This window comes from Vibrio gazogenes (assembly GCF_002196515.1).
In the GTDB taxonomy this organism is placed as follows: domain Bacteria; phylum Pseudomonadota; class Gammaproteobacteria; order Enterobacterales; family Vibrionaceae; genus Vibrio; species Vibrio gazogenes_A.
Genome location: NZ_CP018835.1, coordinates 2,428,297 through 2,447,392, shown reverse-complemented (window position 1 = coordinate 2,447,392; position 19,096 = coordinate 2,428,297). Strand labels below are relative to the sequence as shown.

General features: G+C 45.2%; 12 protein-coding genes, 4 tRNA genes and 4 rRNA genes. 4 read left to right on the top strand and 16 right to left on the bottom strand.

Annotation, left to right across the window (positions count from 1 at the left end):
* Positions 1-436 precede the first annotated feature (436 nt).
* The 3 genes from leuO to BSQ33_RS11140 form a co-directional block, all read right to left on the bottom strand.
* Entirely contained in the window at positions 437-1,405 is a 969-nt protein-coding gene (gene leuO, locus BSQ33_RS11150) for a transcriptional regulator LeuO (RefSeq protein ID WP_021020487.1), read from the bottom strand.
* A gap of 403 nt (positions 1,406-1,808) precedes the next feature.
* Positions 1,809-2,852, bottom strand: coding sequence for an MJ1255/VC2487 family glycosyltransferase (locus tag BSQ33_RS11145; RefSeq protein ID WP_021020486.1), 1,044 nt, complete (start codon positions 2,850-2,852; stop codon positions 1,809-1,811).
* The gene (locus tag BSQ33_RS11140; protein WP_021020485.1) at positions 2,849-3,382 is read right to left on the bottom strand and encodes a phosphatase PAP2 family protein; all 534 of its coding nucleotides are present in this window, start codon (positions 3,380-3,382) and stop codon (positions 2,849-2,851) included. The genes BSQ33_RS11145 and BSQ33_RS11140 overlap by 4 nt, the downstream gene beginning before the upstream one ends.
* A 724-nt stretch (positions 3,383-4,106) precedes the next feature.
* Here BSQ33_RS11140 and leuA point away from each other — a divergent pair.
* From leuA to leuD, 4 genes are all read left to right on the top strand, one after another.
* The gene (gene leuA, locus BSQ33_RS11135) at positions 4,107-5,654 is read left to right on the top strand and encodes a 2-isopropylmalate synthase (RefSeq protein ID WP_021020484.1); all 1,548 of its coding nucleotides are present in this window, start codon (positions 4,107-4,109) and stop codon (positions 5,652-5,654) included.
* A gap of 98 nt (positions 5,655-5,752) precedes the next feature.
* Positions 5,753-6,850 carry a 3-isopropylmalate dehydrogenase gene (leuB, locus tag BSQ33_RS11130; RefSeq protein ID WP_088134106.1) on the top strand — a complete coding sequence of 366 codons (1,098 nt, stop codon included), beginning with the start codon at positions 5,753-5,755 and terminating at the stop codon, positions 6,848-6,850.
* Between the two features lie 59 nt (positions 6,851-6,909).
* Positions 6,910-8,325 carry a 3-isopropylmalate dehydratase large subunit gene (gene leuC / locus BSQ33_RS11125; RefSeq protein WP_088134105.1) on the top strand — a complete coding sequence of 472 codons (1,416 nt, stop codon included), beginning with the start codon at positions 6,910-6,912 and terminating at the stop codon, positions 8,323-8,325.
* Positions 8,326-8,327: 2 nt separating this feature from the next.
* Entirely contained in the window at positions 8,328-8,930 is a 603-nt protein-coding gene (leuD, locus tag BSQ33_RS11120; protein ID WP_027694213.1) for a 3-isopropylmalate dehydratase small subunit, read from the top strand.
* A 172-nt stretch (positions 8,931-9,102) separates the two neighbouring features.
* On the opposite strand, the gene rrf (BSQ33_RS11115) is transcribed toward leuD, so the two are convergent.
* The 13 genes from rrf (BSQ33_RS11115) to BSQ33_RS11055 all read right to left on the bottom strand — a co-directional run bounded on the left by rrf (BSQ33_RS11115) (position 9,103) and on the right by BSQ33_RS11055 (position 18,815).
* Positions 9,103-9,218 (bottom strand): 5S ribosomal RNA (rrf, locus tag BSQ33_RS11115).
* Positions 9,219-9,240: 22 nt separating this feature from the next.
* Positions 9,241-9,316: transfer RNA gene (locus BSQ33_RS11110), tRNA-Thr, on the bottom strand.
* Between the two features lie 184 nt (positions 9,317-9,500).
* A 5S ribosomal RNA gene (rrf, locus tag BSQ33_RS11105) occupies positions 9,501-9,616 on the bottom strand.
* A 79-nt stretch (positions 9,617-9,695) separates the two neighbouring features.
* Positions 9,696-12,585, bottom strand: a 23S ribosomal RNA gene (locus BSQ33_RS11100).
* A 358-nt stretch (positions 12,586-12,943) separates the two neighbouring features.
* A tRNA-Val gene (locus BSQ33_RS11095) sits at positions 12,944-13,019 on the bottom strand.
* Positions 13,020-13,051: 32 nt separating this feature from the next.
* Positions 13,052-13,127, bottom strand: a tRNA-Lys gene (locus tag BSQ33_RS11090).
* Between the two features lie 17 nt (positions 13,128-13,144).
* A tRNA-Glu gene (locus BSQ33_RS11085) sits at positions 13,145-13,220 on the bottom strand.
* A gap of 182 nt (positions 13,221-13,402) precedes the next feature.
* Positions 13,403-14,944: ribosomal RNA gene (locus BSQ33_RS11080) — 16S ribosomal RNA — on the bottom strand.
* Together the 16S, 23S and 5S rRNA genes with 4 tRNA genes alongside form the textbook arrangement of a ribosomal RNA operon.
* A 357-nt stretch (positions 14,945-15,301) precedes the next feature.
* Entirely contained in the window at positions 15,302-16,576 is a 1,275-nt protein-coding gene (locus tag BSQ33_RS11075) for an HD-GYP domain-containing protein (protein ID WP_039837390.1), read from the bottom strand.
* A gap of 384 nt (positions 16,577-16,960) precedes the next feature.
* Positions 16,961-17,299, bottom strand: a complete 339-nt coding sequence (locus tag BSQ33_RS11070; protein WP_232471919.1) for an Arm DNA-binding domain-containing protein — start codon at positions 17,297-17,299, stop codon at positions 16,961-16,963.
* A gap of 69 nt (positions 17,300-17,368) precedes the next feature.
* A complete protein-coding gene (locus tag BSQ33_RS11065; RefSeq protein ID WP_014204399.1) occupies positions 17,369-17,545 on the bottom strand; it encodes a DUF3606 domain-containing protein in 177 nt (58 codons plus the stop codon).
* Between the two features lie 14 nt (positions 17,546-17,559).
* Positions 17,560-17,784, bottom strand: a complete 225-nt coding sequence (locus tag BSQ33_RS11060) for a DUF2188 domain-containing protein (protein ID WP_039549956.1) — start codon at positions 17,782-17,784, stop codon at positions 17,560-17,562.
* A gap of 101 nt (positions 17,785-17,885) precedes the next feature.
* Positions 17,886-18,815, bottom strand: a complete 930-nt coding sequence (locus tag BSQ33_RS11055; RefSeq protein WP_088134104.1) for a DUF2971 domain-containing protein — start codon at positions 18,813-18,815, stop codon at positions 17,886-17,888.
* Positions 18,816-19,096 lie beyond the last annotated feature (281 nt).

Below are 19,096 nucleotides of genomic sequence, written 5' to 3'. Positions count from 1 at the left end.
GGTTGGTTACATAGTCTAGGGCTTATTCGTAGCCTAATCGCAATCGATTCGCTAATGGCTATGTCCTTGCAGAGTCATAACACTGCAAGGGATAAAGCAACTTTACTCGCTTCAGAAAGATTGGTCTATTCAGTTTCTGACCGTAATTTACTGAATATGTTGTACATGAGTGTTTATTCAGAATTATCTACGGTAAAAGAATTTAAAGTCAGATAACCACATCAAACCTGAGAACAAAAAAGATATAAAATATTTATTTTATGTAACAAAAGTCATCGGAATGCTAAAGAAGAAACAAATCTGTTGATATAAAGTAAGCGAACCAATCGGAAAGAATTCGAAGAAGAAAAAAGAAGCGTAAAGAGAAAGGCAGAAACAAACAGACGTTGCCTTCCCGAGTTTTCATCGGGTCGGCAACATCAGGATGACACACAGATTAATGTGTCACAGGAGCACTGACAATTTCACCACAAATCATCATGAGCTGTTCTCTCAGCCAACCGTGTCCTTTATCTTTTTCATTCGATTCATGCCAGCTCAGGTAACCACTGATCTGTTTGCGTTCAAATGGTGAAGCAATGGTTTGAAGTTGCTCTCTGTTCGGTGATGCTTCCACCAACCAGCGTGGTGCGATGGTAATCAGTTCTGACTGACTGACAACATAAAGCACATTACTTAAACTTGTCCCTTCATAGTGGGAATGGCAATCGATATCTCGGTAAGCCTGTTCACTGAAACTCCGGATACCATGCGCCTGAGAGAGCTTCGCGTGTTGCTCTTCTATGACCTGTGCTGGGGTAATCGAACCTTGAATACGAGGGTGTTGCTTAGAAGCAACAATCACCAGCTCATCTTGGAAAATTTCGGTACTACAGAAACCGGATTCTTCAAAACGTGCATAGTCAATCACAAAATCGACTTCCTGATAACGTAACCGCTCAGCAAGTTGTTGATTCGAATCCGCTTCTAAATGCAGTTGCACTTGAGGCGCCTGATCGTGAATTGACGAGAAAATCTTCGGTGCGAAGCGCAAATCATTCGGACTGCAAATCGCTAAGTTGAACTGTCTGGTTGAAGATTCAGGTGTAAAAACAGAATTCGGTAGTTCATTACGAATTAACTGTAATGCTTGGCGAATCGGGCCAAAAAGCTGTCGGGCGCGCTGAGTCGGCTGAATGCCTCTTCCTTGTCGCATGAATAGTTCATCATTAAACATCACTTTCAGGCGTGCCACAGCGTTACTTACTGCTGGCTGAGACATCCCTAAATTATGAGCTGCTCGAGTAATATTTTGTTCTTGCATCACGGCATCAAACACAGTGAGCAGGTTCAAATCAACGCCTCGTAGCGTACTTTCCATCCGATAGCTGGCGACTGGTTGGATAACTTCTTTTTTTTCTAACATTAGAATGCCTCTTATTTTGCTTCAGTCATCACTTTCGTTACCCCTCTCGGGATAGCGCTCTTGTCAGGCGAAGTGACATACATCAGATAAAGTGACTCAACGTGATTCTATTTTAACCAACCTATTGATAGTTCGTATGAGTAGGCTGTGTAATTCACTATCTTTTAATTGATGTACAAAAGGCAACTGGATTGATAAAAAGTCAGTTTATTTTACCTCATTTTGAAAAAATACCATAAAAATCATATCGTTAAAAAAACATCAAAAAAGATAAAATCGCTGATTTTATAGTATTCACAAAATTAATTGACGTGAGTTATAGGTTTGCGACAGAAAACCGATAATTATTCATCTCATAGATGACAAGTAGAATAGATTAATTCTGATCAATGATTTATACGAATTACACCATGACATAGTCAGGAAAATCGACCTGTTTCCAGAGTGAATGGCACAGTTGCTGATGACAATCCCAACGCCCCTGAACTACCCATTCAGCAATGGCTTGAGCAACATCAGGATAAACGACTCGCTCTGCGTTGGGTTCATCGAGCCACTGCCGAATGACGGCAACATCAAGGGATTCCATCGCAGAAGCGAGCCCTAGTATTTCAAGGGTCGCCACATTGCTCTGCTGCTCAAATTGGCCCATCAATGGTTTGAGGAGTAATTTTTTGCCATACGACATGGCTTCAGAAGGGAGTTCAAATCCACCATTGGCAATCACGCCGGCACAGCAACGTAAATGCGCCTGGAAACCCTCATGGCATAATGGATGAAATGTCATGTTCTCTGTCTGTTTCATTTCATCAACCATGGGGTGATAACAGACAAACTGATAGTGACCGAAACGAAAGAACAGATCCATGATGGATTCCAGTGATTCGAATGGAAGATAGATTAAAATGAAAGGCTGGTTTTCTGCTGCCGACCCGCTGGTATGGATAATTGGCGGTAAAATAGGATGCTCGAAGTGATACCAGTGCAACCCGAGATAATGATCGGCAGGTGCGAAATTGGTAATAATCTTCTTATCAAGCCAGTTGGCACCCTTTAACGGTACCGGATAACGAAAAGCATTCTGATGACTAAGACTGATACAGGGTTTGTGCTGTAATTTTGCCGCCCACGACGTAATCGGTTCAAAATCACTGATCACTAAATCATAAGCACTGAGATCAAGCTGGCGGATATCGGAAATCAATTGACCAAACCGATTCTCTCTGGCGGTTTTTAAATAATTGACCCGCCCCTTTTCAGTTACAAACGTTAACCCGCGGCGAGTTTGATAACTGCCAAAGCAGTCCATTGAAAAATATTTATCTTGCTCTCTGCCACTGAAAATAAAATCGACATCGACATGATATTGCCGGAGTGCATGACTCATCGCTCTGGCTCGTGCTGTATGGCCGTTCCCGGTTCCCTGAACACCGTAGAGAATCTTCAAATTATCCACTCCATGACCAGTTGACCAGCTTGCGCACAACTCATCCCGAGTAAAGCACCAATCAGTACATCCGTGAAAAAATGAACCCCTAGCAAAATACGAGCAGCACCAATACACCCAGCCCAGATGAACACCATCACGGACAATGATGGATAAAAAGAAGCAATGAGTGTCGCCATCAGAAAAGCAGCACTTGTATGCCCAGAAGGCAAGCTGAACCGATCAGAAGGCGTAATATAAGCAATGACTCTTGAGGAGAACTCTTGAGGACGACGCCGTTGAAAAAGGTTTTTAAATAACCAGTAAAGCGGCAACTCAATCAGAAATGAAATCAATCCAGTGACGAGTAATGCTTGACCGACAATCTCATCAACCAAAAAAGCAGCACCACCAATAACAACATATAAATGACCGTCTCCGGTATGGGATACCGCTCGGCTGATACGAGCTAATGGATAACTGAATCTGTGTTGCAGACAGAACAGTGACAAGGCCAGATCAAATTTCACAATCGGTTCAATAACTCTCATGACTGCATTCCTGTAGTTCAACCCCTTTATATCCAAGACACTAATCAGCCCAGATGACAACGGTGTGACTATTTGTTGTCGAAAGTATGAACATTGTTGTTGTCGAGAATACGCATGTTGTTGAATCAATAAATGCAGTCTGTCAGCGAACCGATGTGCATCATGGGTAGAGCCCCTCAGCGGTCAGGTAGACATTTGTATCAGCACAAATTTTGCTTCGGTAAAAACAGTGCATGGTATGAATTGAAAACGATAAGACAGTAAGATGGATACTCAATAAAAGGTGGGCAGTCTCAGGGGGATATTCTGTCTCTCAGGCCCCCATATTATTGTATAGAGAATAATCGCCCCGTTACGATTTCAGTCTCATTTAATCTCAGACTAAAATCACATCTGACCATCGAAATACACAGAGTACGACCCACCAATGAAACAGGTACTACCAATAAATATACAATTTTGGGTTGACGTAATGTATCAGGTGCGGTACTAATTTGTTATTGAATTTTGTGGAAAGTAAATGAATATGACATTGAAAACTTCTCTCCTACTAGGCCTCCTCCTTATCGTGTATCAATCGCGCGGGTAGCCAGTGGACAGAAAACACCACAAAGAATCACAAAAACCCGCATCGAAATGCGGGTTTTTTTATAGCTGAAAGTACTTAACAAAAAAATATCAAGTGAGCAAACACAACCACTTACCGGTCTAGGAGCCAGCCAATATGAACGATCAGGTCATTATCTTCGATACAACCTTACGGGACGGAGAACAAGCATTATCTGCCAGTTTAACGGTGAGAGAAAAATTACAAATTGCCTACGCTCTGGAACGACTGGGAGTGGATGTGATTGAAGCCGGCTTTCCAGTCTCTTCTCCGGGCGACTTTGAATCGGTACAAACCATCGCTAAAAACATCAAAAACAGCCGAGTCTGTGCACTTGCCCGCGCTGTAGAAAAAGATATTGATGCCGCAGGCGAAGCCTTAAAAGTTGCTGAAGCATTCCGAATTCACACGTTCATTTCAACCTCAACGGTTCATGTTCAGGACAAGCTTCGTCGTAGCTATGATCAAGTGGTAGAGATGGGGGTCAAAGCGATCAAACATGCTCGTCGTTATACGGATGATGTTGAATTCTCTTGTGAGGACGCAGGGCGAACCCCTATCGATAACTTATGCCGTATGGTTGAAGCCGCAATAGAAGCTGGTGCCAGAACAATTAATATCCCTGACACAGTTGGTTATACAGTTCCGGGGGAATTTGGTGGTATCATTCAGACATTATTCAATCGTGTCCCCAACATTGATAAAGCGATAATTTCTGTCCACTGCCACGATGATTTGGGAATGTCCGTTGCCAACTCGATCTCTGCTGTTCAGGCCGGCGCCCGTCAAGTTGAAGGAACAATCAACGGTATCGGTGAACGTGCCGGAAACTGTGCGCTGGAAGAGATCGCGATGATCATCAAGACTCGCCAAGAGTTTTTAGGTGTTCATACTGGTATTAGGCACGAGGAAATTCACCGGACAAGTAAAATGGTCAGCCAGATCTGTAATATGCCGATCCAAAGCAATAAAGCAATCGTGGGCGCCAATGCATTCAGCCATTCTTCCGGCATCCACCAGGATGGGATGCTGAAAAATAAGAATACCTATGAAATTATGACTCCAGAGTCAATTGGCCTGAAAAATCAGGCATTAAATCTGACAAGTCGTAGTGGCAGGGCTGCGGTGAAAAGTCATATGGATGCAATGGGCTATCAGGAAGATGAATATAGCTTGGATGCACTTTATGAAGATTTCCTAAAACTTGCTGACCGTAAAGGTCAGGTGTTCGATTATGACTTAGAATCCTTGATGTTCTTCTCCAATTTGCGTGAAGAAGACGACTTCTACAAACTAAACTATCTGAGCGTTCAATCAGGCAGCGTGATGGCAACCACCACGATAAAACTGCAATGTGGCGATGAAGAAAAATGCGAAGCCGCTGTCGGTAACGGTCCGGTAGACGCATTGTATCAATGCATTTATCGTGTTACTGGTTACGATATCGTCCTCGATAAATTCGATCTGACCGCGAAAGGAGAAGGTGAAGACGGTTTAGGACAAGCAGATATTATCGCCAACTATAAAGGCCGAAAATACCACGGAACGGGAATATCCACCGATATTGTTGAAGCATCAGGAGAAGCATTATTACATGTGATCAACAGTATTCACCGAGCCGATCAGATCGAAGTCATTAAAAAGAAAAAAATAGCCACAGTATAAGCAACAATAAATATAAGGCCCTAGGCGTCGGTCTCATTGTGTCACACAGACCGACGTAGGTAACAAATCAATAAATACAAGAGTGAACAAGGACTCACATGACAGACAAGACTTATAAAATTGCAGTACTACCCGGTGACGGCATCGGCCCGGAAGTCATGCAACAGGCTCATAAAGTACTTGATGCAATTCAGACAAAACACAACATCGCTTTTGACCGGACTGAATACGACGTGGGTGGAATTGCCATCGATAATCACGGCAGCCCACTGCCAGAACAGACGCTGAAGGGATGTGAACAGGCACAAGCAGTTTTGTTTGGTTCAGTCGGAGGACCAAAATGGGAACATCTACCACCAAATGAACAGCCTGAACGCGGTGCTTTATTACCATTACGTAAGCATTTCCAACTGTTCTGCAACTTACGCCCGGCACAAATTCATCCGGGACTTGAAGCATTTTCACCATTACGCGCCGATATCTCGGCCAATGGATTTAACATCGTGGTTGTGCGCGAGCTCACTGGGGGGATCTATTTTGGTCAACCTAAGGGACGCGAAGGCGAAGGTGCCAATGAAAAAGCATTTGATACGGAAGTCTATCACCGCTATGAGATTGAACGTATTGCTAAAATTGCTTTTGAATCAGCCCGTTTACGTCGTAAGAAAGTATGCTCGATTGATAAAGCAAACGTCCTGCAAAGCTCGATCTTATGGCGAGAAGTCGTGAGCGAAATTGGCAAAGATTATCCGGATGTCGAGTTGTCCCATATGTATATCGACAATGCGACGATGCAGCTGATTAAAGATCCGGCTCAGTTCGATGTCATGCTATGTTCAAATATCTTTGGTGATATTCTCTCTGATGAGTGCGCGATGATCACTGGTTCAATGGGAATGCTTCCTTCAGCCAGTCTGAACGAAAGCAATTTCGGACTGTATGAACCCGCAGGCGGCAGTGCACCAGATATCGCAGGGAAAAACATTGCCAATCCGGTTGCTCAGATCTTATCGGCAGCATTAATGCTCCGTTACAGTCTGGGTGAAGAAGCAGCAGCTCAAGATATAGAGGCTGCCGTCAGCAAGGCACTATCTGCCGGAGAGCTGACTGCGGATCTGGCAACGGATAAACCTGCACTGACAACCTCGGAAATGGGCGACAAAATCGCAGCCTATATATTAAGTGAAAAAGCTTAAGTGCATAAGCATGTGACCGAGAGGATTCTCGGTCCACGAACAAGCTCAAGGTAGAAGCAATGTCAAAAGCAAAAACATTATACGAAAAAATCTACGATGCACATGTCGTGGTCGCCGCTGAAGGTGAGAACCCGATTTTGTATATCGATCGTCATTTAGTTCATGAAGTCACGTCACCACAAGCTTTCGACGGACTCCGGGAAAAAGGTCGTTCAGTCCGTCAGGTCAACAAAACCTTTGCCACCATGGACCATAACGTCTCTACAACCACGAAAGATATCAGAGCTTCCGGTGAGATGGCTCAAATCCAGATGGAAACGCTCTCAAAAAACTGCGAAGAGTTCGGTGTCACACTCTACGATATCAATCACAAATATCAGGGTATCGTGCACGTTATGGGGCCAGAGTTGGGGATTACCCTACCGGGAATGACCATTGTTTGTGGTGATTCTCATACGGCAACACACGGAGCATTCGGCTCACTGGCTTTCGGGATCGGGACGTCTGAAGTTGAACACGTCCTTGCCACACAAACCCTCAAGCAAGCACGTGCCAAAACAATGAAAATTGAAGTCAAAGGCAAGGTTGCCAAGGGAATTACTGCAAAAGATATCGTGCTGGCGATCATCGGTAAAACCACAGCAGCAGGCGGGACCGGATATGTCGTTGAATTCTGTGGTCAGGCGATTCGAGATCTGTCAATGGAAGGTCGAATGACCGTTTGTAACATGGCGATAGAACTGGGTGCCAAAGCAGGCCTGGTCGCACCGGATCAAACGACATATGACTATATTAAAGGTCGTAAGTTTGCACCGACAGGTGAAAACTGGGACAGTGCAGTCGAATACTGGCAAACGTTGCAGTCTGACGATGGTGCCGAATACGATGCCGTGGTGACATTAGATGCAGCAGACATTAAACCTCAAGTAACATGGGGTACCAACCCGGGACAAGTCATTTCGATTGATGCCCCTATTCCGGCTCCGGAAAATTTTACTGATTTAATCGAGCAATCATCTGCGACCAAAGCACTGAACTATATGGGGCTTGAAGGCGGCAAACTGCTATCCGACTATAATGTCGATAAAGTTTTCATCGGTTCTTGTACCAATTCCCGGATTGAAGACATGCGTGCAGCGGCACACATTGCCCAAGGTAAAAAAGTCGCATCGCACGTTCAGGCAATCGTTGTACCAGGTTCAGAGCAGGTCAAAGCCCAAGCTGAATCAGAAGGTTTAGATAAAATCTTTACCGATGCCGGGTTTGAATGGCGTTTACCGGGATGCTCAATGTGTCTGGCGATGAATAATGATCGCCTAGGACCAGGAGAACGCTGTGCATCAACATCCAATCGAAACTTTGAAGGACGTCAGGGCCGAGCGGGTCGCACGCACCTTGTCAGTCCAGCCATGGCAGCAGCAGCAGCAATCGCTGGACACTTTGTTGATATTCGTACACTTGAGCAAGGGGAATAATGATGTCAGGATTTAAAAAACATACAGGTTTAGTCGTTCCGCTGGATGCAGCGAACGTCGATACTGATGCGATTATCCCGAAGCAGTTTTTACAAAAAGTAAACCGTATCGGTTTTGGTAAACATCTATTCCATGACTGGCGCTTCCTAGATGATGCCGGTCAACAACCCAACCCTGAGTTTGTGATGAATGCCCCCCGTTATCAGGGAGCAAGTATTCTGCTAGCTCGTGAGAACTTTGGTTGTGGTTCATCCCGTGAACATGCACCATGGGCTTTGGCTGATTACGGGATTCAGGTGATGATAGCACCAAGCTTTGCTGATATTTTTTACGGCAACTCAATCAACAACCAAATGGTGCCGGTTCGCCTGAAAGAAAGTGAAGTCGATGCGCTTTTCCAGTATGTTGAAGCCAATGAAGGCGCTGAGATTACCGTTGATCTGGAAGCGATGAAAGTGTCGGCAAATGGTAAAGAGTACAGTTTTGAAATCGATGAATTCCGTCGCCATTGTCTTCTAAACGGATTGGATAATATCGGCCTGACACTTCAGCATGAAGATAAAATTGCCGAATATGAATCAAAAATCCCAAGCTTCTTAAACTAAAAAGTACCGACTGGTAATAGCTAGACGCATACAAAGCCATTTTATAGAAGTGATTGAAAGCTGATGTCATACATCAGCTTTTTCTTTATTTGCAGATAAATCATCGAGAAAATAAACGAATGAATAAAACCATACGAAAAAAGCCCTGACATCGTCAGGGCTTTCAATTGGTGTTTAGCAGTGACCTACTCTCACATGGGGAGACCCCACACTACCATCGGCGCAGTTTCGTTTCACTTCTGAGTTCGGCATGGAATCAGGTGGGTCCAAAACGCTATGGCCGCTAAACAAAATTTAATATTCTGTATAATGGTGCTGATACCCAGACTCGAACTGGGGACCTCATCCTTACCAAGGATGCGCTCTACCACCTGAGCTATATCAGCAAATTGGGTAATAGCTTGTCTCTACAGACATTTACTCAATAAAGTCTTACAATCTCATTGCTTCATTGAGACGTTTGTCGCTGTGCGCTGAGGATTTTGAAGTGAGACGCGCAGTGTGCAAGTGCACATGAGCATCGCAGCTATCAAAAGCATCAAGCTTCAGTTAGACAAACAATAAATTAAAGCCTGGCGATGTCCTACTCTCACATGGGGAGACCCCACACTACCATCGGCGCTGTTTCGTTTCACGTCTGAGTTCGGCATGGAGTCAGGTGGGTCCAAAACGCTATCGTCGCCAAGCAAATTCTTTCAATTCGAAAAGCTGATTCTCTCTACACAATCAAGTCTCTTATGAGCCCTAAAACCCCTTCGGTGTTGTATGGTTAAGTCTCACGGGCAATTAGTACAGGTTAGCTCAACGCCTCACAGCGCTTACACACCCTGCCTATCAACGTTCTAGTCTCGAACAACCCTTCAGGACGCTTTAAGCGCCAGGGAGAACTCATCTCAAGGCTCGCTTCCCGCTTAGATGCTTTCAGCGGTTATCGATTCCGAACTTAGCTACCGGGCAATGCGATTGGCATCACAACCCGAACACCAGAGGTTCGTCCACTCCGGTCCTCTCGTACTAGGAGCAGCCCCTTTCAATTCTCCAACGCCCACGGCAGATAGGGACCGAACTGTCTCACGACGTTCTAAACCCAGCTCGCGTACCACTTTAAATGGCGAACAGCCATACCCTTGGGACCGACTTCAGCCCCAGGATGTGATGAGCCGACATCGAGGTGCCAAACACCGCCGTCGATATGAACTCTTGGGCGGTATCAGCCTGTTATCCCCGGAGTACCTTTTATCCGTTGAGCGATGGCCCTTCCATTCAGAACCACCGGATCACTATGACCTGCTTTCGCACCTGCTCGAGCCGTCACTCTCGCAGTTAAGCGGGCTTATGCCATTGCACTAACCTCACGATGTCCAACCGTGATTAGCCCACCTTCGTGCTCCTCCGTTACTCTTTGGGAGGAGACCGCCCCAGTCAAACTACCCACCAGGCACTGTCCTCACCCCGGATAACGGGGCCAAGTTAGAACATCAAACATACAAGGGTGGTATTTCAAGGTCGGCTCCACAATCACTAGCGTGACTGCTTCAAAGCCTCCCACCTATCCTACACATGTAGGCTCAATGTTCAGTGCCAAGCTGTAGTAAAGGTTCACGGGGTCTTTCCGTCTAGCCGCGGGTACACTGCATCTTCACAGCGATTTCAATTTCACTGAGTCTCGGGTGGAGACAGCGTGGCCATCATTACGCCATTCGTGCAGGTCGGAACTTACCCGACAAGGAATTTCGCTACCTTAGGACCGTTATAGTTACGGCCGCCGTTTACCGGGGCTTCGATCAAGAGCTTCGACCTAAGTCTAACCCCATCAATTAACCTTCCGGCACCGGGCAGGCGTCACACCGTATACGTCATCTTACGATTTTGCACAGTGCTGTGTTTTTAATAAACAGTTGCAGCCACCTGGTATCTGCGACTCTCAATAGCTCCATCCGCGAGGGACTTCACCGTCAAGAGCGTACCTTCTCCCGAAGTTACGGTACCATTTTGCCTAGTTCCTTCACCCGAGTTCTCTCAAGCGCCTTGGTATTCTCTACCCGACCACCTGTGTCGGTTTGGGGTACGATTTCTTGTGAACTGAAGCTTAGAGGCTTTTCCCGGAAGCATGGCATCAATGACTTCACATCCGTAGATGCTCGACATCGTGTCTCAGCCTATTGTGGGACCGGATTTGCCTAATCCCACAGCCTACGCACTTGAACCTGGACGACCGTCGCCAGGCCCACCTAGCCTTCTCCGTCCCCCCATCGCATTCACAACAAGTACGGGAATATTAACCCGTTTCCCATCGACTACGCTTTTCAGCCTCGCCTTAGGGGTCGACTTACCCTGCCCCGATTAACGTTGGACAGGAACCCTTGGTCTTCCGGCGGGGAGGTTTTTCACCCCCCTTGTCGTTACTCATGTCAGCATTCGCACTTCTGATACCTCCAGCATGCTTTACAACACACCTTCAACGGCTTACAGAACGCTCCCCTACCCAATGCGATAAATCGCATTGCCGCAGCTTCGGTTTACAGCTTAGCCCCGTTACATCTTCCGCGCAGGCCGACTCGACTAGTGAGCTATTACGCTTTCTTTAAATGATGGCTGCTTCTAAGCCAACATCCTAGCTGTCTGAGCCTTCCCACATCGTTTCCCACTTAGCTGTAATTTGGGACCTTAGCTGGCGGTCTGGGTTGTTTCCCTCTCCACGACGGACGTTAGCACCCGCCGTGTGTCTCCCGGATAGTACTTACTGGTATTCGGAGTTTGCAAAGGGTTGGTAAGTCGGGATGACCCCCTAGCCTTAACAGTGCTCTACCCCCAGTAGTATTCGTCCGAGGCGCTACCTAAATAGCTTTCGGGGAGAACCAGCTATCTCCGAGTTTGATTGGCCTTTCACCCCTAGCCACAAGTCATCCGCTAATTTTTCAACATTAGTCGGTTCGGTCCTCCAGTTGATGTTACTCAACCTTCAACCTGCCCATGGCTAGATCACTCGGTTTCGGGTCTATATCCAGAGACTAAACGCGCAGTTAACACTCGCTTTCGCTACGGCTCCCCTAATCGGTTAACCTTGCCACTGAATATAAGTCGCTGACCCATTATACAAAAGGTACGCAGTCACACCACGAAGGTGCTCCTACTGCTTGTACGTACACGGTTTCAGGTTCTATTTCACTCCCCTCACAGGGGTTCTTTTCGCCTTTCCCTCACGGTACTGGTTCACTATCGGTCAGTCAGGAGTATTTAGCCTTGGAGGATGGTCCCCCCATCTTCAGACAGGATATCACGTGTCCCGCCTTACTCGTTTTCACTTAAACAACGCCTTCGGTTACGGGGCTATCACCCTCTATCGCGTGCCTTTCCAGACACTTCACCTAACGCTGTAAAAGCTTAAGGGCTACTCCGATTTCGCTCGCCGCTACTTTCGGAATCTCGGTTGATTTCTTTTCCTCGGGGTACTTAGATGTTTCAGTTCTCCCGGTTCGCCTCATCAGGCTATGTATTCACCTGATGATACATGCTGCTGCATGTGGGTTTCCCCATTCGGAAATCGTAGACTCAAGTGGCTCTTACTGCCTCATCTACGCTTATCGCAAGTTAGTACGTCCTTCATCGCCTCTGACTGCCAAGGCATCCACCGTGTACGCTTAGTCACTTAACCATACAACCCGAAGAAGTTTCGAGCTGCATTATCAGTAACCTAGGTGTCTCTCATTATTTTACATGAGTGAGAGACTGGTTTTGCCGGACTCAATTGAATAGACACTAAATCGTGTCATTCCAAGAACACTTGATTGTGTTGGTCTTTCTCTTTCGAGAAAGGATTGAGAACTTTTACAAATAATCGTCTGTTTCCAAAGAAACACACATTATTTTGTCAGCTTTCCAAATTGTTAAAGAGCAAAGTGCAATACTTGTTACTTCAAGCAACACTTTCTAATGACTTTCAGCGCCACAAAATCGAACCACATCGGTTAAAACCGCTGGTTTGAGTTGTCGAGCCAAAAATAGTTAGAAAGTGGTGGGCGATACCGGGTTCGAACCAGTGACCCCCTGCTTGTAAGGCAGGTGCTCTCCCAACTGAGCTAATCGCCCACTTTCAGGCGTTTCCTCAAACAGGAGGAAAATGGTGGGTCGTACAGGATTCGAACCTGTGACCAATTGGTTAAAAGCCAACTGCTCTACCAGCTGAGCTAACGACCCAGACTTCACTAGGGAAGTGGTATCCCGTAGGGGAGTCGAACCCCTGTTACCGCCGTGAAAGGGCGGTGTCCTAGGCCTCTAGACGAACGGGACAATTTCTTGCTTCATGCTTTCTCTTATTTCCGTGTCAGGCGGCTTATCCTCAGTCAGTTGTTTACAACAGTAAACGCCTTCCTTCGTCAATTGCCTTCCTCGAACTCAGAAAAATCATATTGCAATGCACTCTACATAAACCAAATCAATCTGTGTGGACACTCATCTCAAATATCTTTTCGTAAGGAGGTGATCCAGCGCCAGGTTCCCCTAGCGCTACCTTGTTACGACTTCACCCCAGTCATGAACCACAAAGTGGCAAGCGTCCTCCCGAAGGTTAAACTACCTGCTTCTTTTGCAGCCCACTCCCATGGTGTGACGGGCGGTGTGTACAAGGCCCGGGAACGTATTCACCGTGGCATTCTGATCCACGATTACTAGCGATTCCGACTTCATGGAGTCGAGTTGCAGACTCCAATCCGGACTACGACGTACTTTTTGGGATTCGCTCACTTTCGCAAGTTGGCAACCCTCTGTATACGCCATTGTAGCACGTGTGTAGCCCTACTCGTAAGGGCCATGATGACTTGACGTCGTCCCCACCTTCCTCCGGTTTATCACCGGCAGTCTCCCTGAAGTTCCCACCCGAAGTGCTGGCAATCAAGGATAAGGGTTGCGCTCGTTGCGGGACTTAACCCAACATTTCACAACACGAGCTGACGACAGCCATGCAGCACCTGTCTCAGAGCTCCCGAAGGCACACCAGAATCTCTTCCGGCTTCTCTGGATGTCAAGAGTAGGTAAGGTTCTTCGCGTTGCATCGAATTAAACCACATGCTCCACCGCTTGTGCGGGCCCCCGTCAATTCATTTGAGTTTTAATCTTGCGACCGTACTCCCCAGGCGGTCTACTTAACGCGTTAGCTCCGAAAGCCACGGCTCAAGGCCACAACCTCCAAGTAGACATCGTTTACGGCGTGGACTACCAGGGTATCTAATCCTGTTTGCTCCCCACGCTTTCGCATCTGAGTGTCAGTATCTGTCCAGGGGGCCGCCTTCGCCACCGGTATTCCTTCAGATCTCTACGCATTTCACCGCTACACCTGAAATTCTACCCCCCTCTACAGTACTCTAGCCTCCCAGTTTCAAATGCAACTCCGGGGTTAAGCCCCGGGCTTTCACATCTGACTTAAAAAACCACCTGCATGCGCTTTACGCCCAGTAATTCCGATTAACGCTCGCACCCTCCGTATTACCGCGGCTGCTGGCACGGAGTTAGCCGGTGCTTCTTCTGCAGCTAACGTCAAAATGTAACTCTATTAAAGCTACACCCTTCCTCACTGCTGAAAGTACTTTACAACCCGAAGGCCTTCTTCATACACGCGGCATGGCTGCATCAGGCTTGCGCCCATTGTGCAATATTCCCCACTGCTGCCTCCCGTAGGAGTCTGGACCGTGTCTCAGTTCCAGTGTGGCTGATCATCCTCTCAGACCAGCTAGAGATCGTCGCCTTGGTGAGCCCTTACCTCACCAACTAGCTAATCCCACCTGGGCATATCCCGACGCGAGAGGCCCGAAGGTCCCCCTCTTTGGTCCGTAGACGTTATGCGGTATTAGCCATCGTTTCCAATGGTTATCCCCCACATCAGGGCAATTTCCCAGGCTTTACTCACCCGTCCGCCGCTCGTCAGCAAAGAAGCAAGCTTCTTTCTGTTACCGCTCGACTTGCATGTGTTAGGCCTGCCGCCAGCGTTCAATCTGAGCCATGATCAAACTCTTCAATTAAAGTTTTTGTGACACCAAAGTGTCGGCTCAATGAATACTGCTTTTCGTCTCCGCTTTTAAAAAAGCAGAAGCAAAAAGTGACATTACATAAGTAATGTTGAATTGACTGTGCTCTTGTCAGATAACAGAAAACTGTTTTCCAACTTGATATTGGTCACTCGGTTCATTGATAAAATCTTATTGGATATTTATCGACGAGTGCCCACACAGATTGATTGGTCTATATTGTTAAAGAGCGATTCTTCAAAACGTTCTCCGTTCGAAGAGGCGGCCATTCTAACGAGATAAATCTTAGAGTCAAACACTTTTTATGGATGATTTGGATTTTTTTATGATTTGCTGTTTTTTCAAACACAATTACTGATCATCACTATCAAAAAAGTACGAAATCCGTGAACGAGGGTTCAAATATTCACGCACTTTATCCGGTAGTTTTGCTGGTAAAATGACATTGACAATCGTTAACTCTTTCTCTGCCAAATCCACAATTGGCGCTTCCGTCCTTGGCACTGATGGGTCATAAATCAGGACACTCGGATAAAGTAAATCATTTGAGTTAATCGAAATCACCAGACCAACCATGTCATTTGATAATTGCACAACCGTCCCCGGTGGATAAACGCCCATAAACTTCACTAAAATGCTTAAATTATCAAAATTGTATAAATTTCGGCAGTTTTTATATAAATGCGATAGTGCGGCATAAGGAATTTTCTGTTCACTGACTATATTGCAATGACACAGTGAATCAAAAGCGTTTGCTACAGCAATAATCTGCGCTAACTCATCGATATCATCACCTTTCAGCCCTTCAGGATAACCGGAACCATCCATCTGCTCATGATGCTGACTAATCACCCGTTTCGCGCTCTCTGGAAATCCTTCAATACCATTGGCAATGTCAATACCATAACGTGTATGTTGCTTCAGGTAGTTTTTTTCCGGTTCCGTAAGTGGTGTCTGTTTCCTGACAATGGCAGCTGGCACTTTAATTTTACCGATATCATGGAACAACGCAGCAAAAGCTAACTCTCTGATCTTCTCTGCATCAAACCCTTTAACCCGGCCAATCATCATTGCAATCACAGACACATTCAGCGAATGAAAATAGATATCTTCAAACTCACTTTTACTGTTCATCAGATGGAGAGTCACACTATCTTCAGACAACAACTCATCAACAACATCCGCCACCAATTGGGAGGCTTCCTCCACTGCATCCTGAGGACGGTTGCGAATCTTATTCATCACACTTCGAATCCGGGCCAGAGAGCGTTCGAATTCTTTTTCACAACGAACAACACGACGACGGTAGGCTTTCAGTTTATCAATCCGGCTTTCTTTCTCTTGCCAGAGTTTTTTAGCCTCATCATCAATGGCTGATTCATCCTCTGACGGCGTTGGGTCATCATTACCTTCACTTTTCAATGTTTGCAGAGGCAATGGTTGGGTATCACTTTGAGCGGGATTCAAATAAACATGCTGAATACCAAGATGCTTAATAATATTAATCTGATCTTGGTTTTTGATTTTAAAACTATTCAACAAAAAGGGGTGATCATTCCACTTCACGGGCAAGCGGATGTGTAATCCCGGCTGTAATCTGTCTACTGTTATTTTTATATTTGCCACAATCGAATTAACACTCTTATCTATAAGAACTATCCATGACTTTCACATTGTAGATGTATGCAACAGCATCTGCCCACAAGTCAGGTCATTCGTTCATCAACCAGAACACTACGGCTCAATAATGCAGAGCATTACTGTATGATAAAAAACTCAAAATGTTAAAGGAATTAAGATCACAAAATTGATGTAATTTAAGGAAAACAATCAAGTAAAAAATACAGAACCATTTTTTGGTGGGTAAAAACTGATTTGAACAATTGAAGTGGCGTCAGGCGCAACATATGCATCGGTAGGAAAAAGGGAAGCCGAGGCTTCCCTCGATACCCAAATGATCTCAAGATGCAGTTTCAGGTTACTTGGGTATATATTTATAGGAGATTGAGTTTACCCCTCAACATTCAACACTTTTTGTGTACAAATATGGGTAGAACCCCCTTCAATAATTTGCTGGCGATACTCTTTGGCTGTTTTGCGCAATGTGGATAGGTCGGTTTCAGGGTGTTTACCAAGACCAATAGATGCCTTCTTGCCTGTTACCGGACTGGTATAACGCAGCAGGAAGCGTTTACCACCGGATTTACCCACTAAGCAGCGAACGCCAGTAGGTAATCCTGAGTCTTTCATCGAGGATAAATTAACTTCGTAATCGGTGGATTTGGCGTTAGCCGGATTGGGTTTAAGGTTGTTGAGGAAGGATACCGTCAGACGGGTTTCACTATTCATAATCAGTACCTTACATAATTATTAAGCTAGTAAATAATATATGTAAGATACTGGTTTTATTTCAGTTTATTACAATCCAAGGTAAATTTTCACATCAGAAACCATCACACCTACAGCTTTCACCGCTTGGCGTAATCTAGCTTCTGACACACCTAAAGCTTTGGTCCAATAATCAACTTCCCAAGCTTGTGCCAAATTAATTTTCTTCGGATCTTCTGGTTGTGTTCGCTTTAAATTGTCAGGCATTGCATTACCTCCTTTTACCCTTTACTAGACCTAGGATCATCTTTTCGCTGGTAAGTCCTCTCTTCCTGAAACTTACCATCTTCTTTGTGAATTTTTACAGAAGCAGTTTTATCTTCCATAAACTCACGAGTCTGCTTAATGATTTCTTCTTTAGTATCAGCGACTTTAGATGCCCTATCTGCACCTTCCTTTTTAAGCTTCCACTGCTCACCATCTTTGGTTATGTGATAATTATCCATACATACCTCATATGCTTAAAATTGAATAAAAACTTAAACATATAAGGAAAACACCAACTGTGAAAAAGGTCAAAAAACAATCAATCGAAGTTCACCAGGAACTATTTCTTTCCTATTGAGTTAAAACGCTCAATATATTGGTCAAGACGCCCAATCTCATGCATCATCCTGAGGGGATTTCTAGCCATAGCATCTTTTATATGGATATCGTCGATAGCACACCAAGCACACAAATCATTTATAGAATCTTCGACAGGCTCTTTACAATGTCCGCAATACGATTCAGTACTGACAATACAATTCTCACGGAAAACGTAACTCGCACCAGATAAATCTTTCAAGAAAGGCTGTTTATAGCTTTTCCCGATAAATAGACCGTAATGTTTACATCTAATACTATCTGCTATTCCAACGCTCCTTTGAAAATTATCCTCACTAACTCGAGCGCCAGCAATAACAGCAGTTACACACTCTGAGGGCACACGTAAGAGCATATTTAGATCCAGCTTATCCAAGTCTGCACTATTGATCACTAACCGTCTTTCTTCCTCATAACTCCAGCATATATGTTTGCTAAAATAAGCTATATGACCAGCCGCCTGATTCAACCACATTGCATGCCTAGGCTTCCCTACATAGTAAGCTCTTTCAAGCTGCTCGCGAACCTCCGAAGATGTTTCATTGAGATACTTAACATCTGTTACGTACGAGCCATTTACAAAATTCATTAATAGTTCTTCATCAAATTCAAGAACAAATCCAGTTAAGTTAGAAGCATAATGCGCCCACATTGGGGTGACGATAGGAGACTTAGAAAAGCACGTAGTAGGGTGTTGCGGAATCTCTTGCACAATATCTCTGTAAAATGCTAGTAGTTCCGGTTTTGTTTGCGAAGGGTCAATTGACAGAAACAACTCAAACGGGTCATTGTAATCTTTTGGAAGAGAGAACTTTATGCTAACACTACCTTTCTCATTAAAAGCTAAAGGTAATATATCGGGTCCCAAGTATTTATATATTTTCCTTCCCATAAATAAGGTTAACCTCGGCTGCTAATAGACTTAATGCAAATTTAAGCATATAAAGTATTGTCAAACTGCGACAGTAACCAACATGGCTGAAATGTCTTATATTTCCCCAACGCCCTTCCAACACACACCGCAAAACCGCCTACCTCAAACTAACTTTTCGACTATCCATCAAAACGATCCGTTGTTCCATAAAACCCAAACCAAAACCGCATAGCACCGTAAAGTCACCATGGTCGTACCATGGTTCTTCTCGCTCGAAACCCTTGATAATACTGGCTTGT

Coding starts and splice junctions, on each gene's coding strand:
- leuO (WP_021020487.1), bottom strand. CDS start 1,405: ATGTTAGAAAAAAAAGAAGTTATCCAACCAGTCGCCAGCTATCGGATG.
- BSQ33_RS11140 (WP_021020485.1), bottom strand. CDS start 3,382: ATGAGAGTTATTGAACCGATTGTGAAATTTGATCTGGCCTTGTCACTG.
- leuA (WP_021020484.1), top strand. CDS start 4,107: ATGAACGATCAGGTCATTATCTTCGATACAACCTTACGGGACGGAGAA.
- leuB (WP_088134106.1), top strand. CDS start 5,753: ATGACAGACAAGACTTATAAAATTGCAGTACTACCCGGTGACGGCATC.
- leuC (WP_088134105.1), top strand. CDS start 6,910: ATGTCAAAAGCAAAAACATTATACGAAAAAATCTACGATGCACATGTC.
- leuD (WP_027694213.1), top strand. CDS start 8,328: ATGTCAGGATTTAAAAAACATACAGGTTTAGTCGTTCCGCTGGATGCA.
- BSQ33_RS11070 (WP_232471919.1), bottom strand. CDS start 17,299: ATGAATAGTGAAACCCGTCTGACGGTATCCTTCCTCAACAACCTTAAA.
- BSQ33_RS11065 (WP_014204399.1), bottom strand. CDS start 17,545: ATGCCTGACAATTTAAAGCGAACACAACCAGAAGATCCGAAGAAAATT.
- BSQ33_RS11060 (WP_039549956.1), bottom strand. CDS start 17,784: ATGGATAATTATCACATAACCAAAGATGGTGAGCAGTGGAAGCTTAAA.
- BSQ33_RS11055 (WP_088134104.1), bottom strand. CDS start 18,815: ATGGGAAGGAAAATATATAAATACTTGGGACCCGATATATTACCTTTA.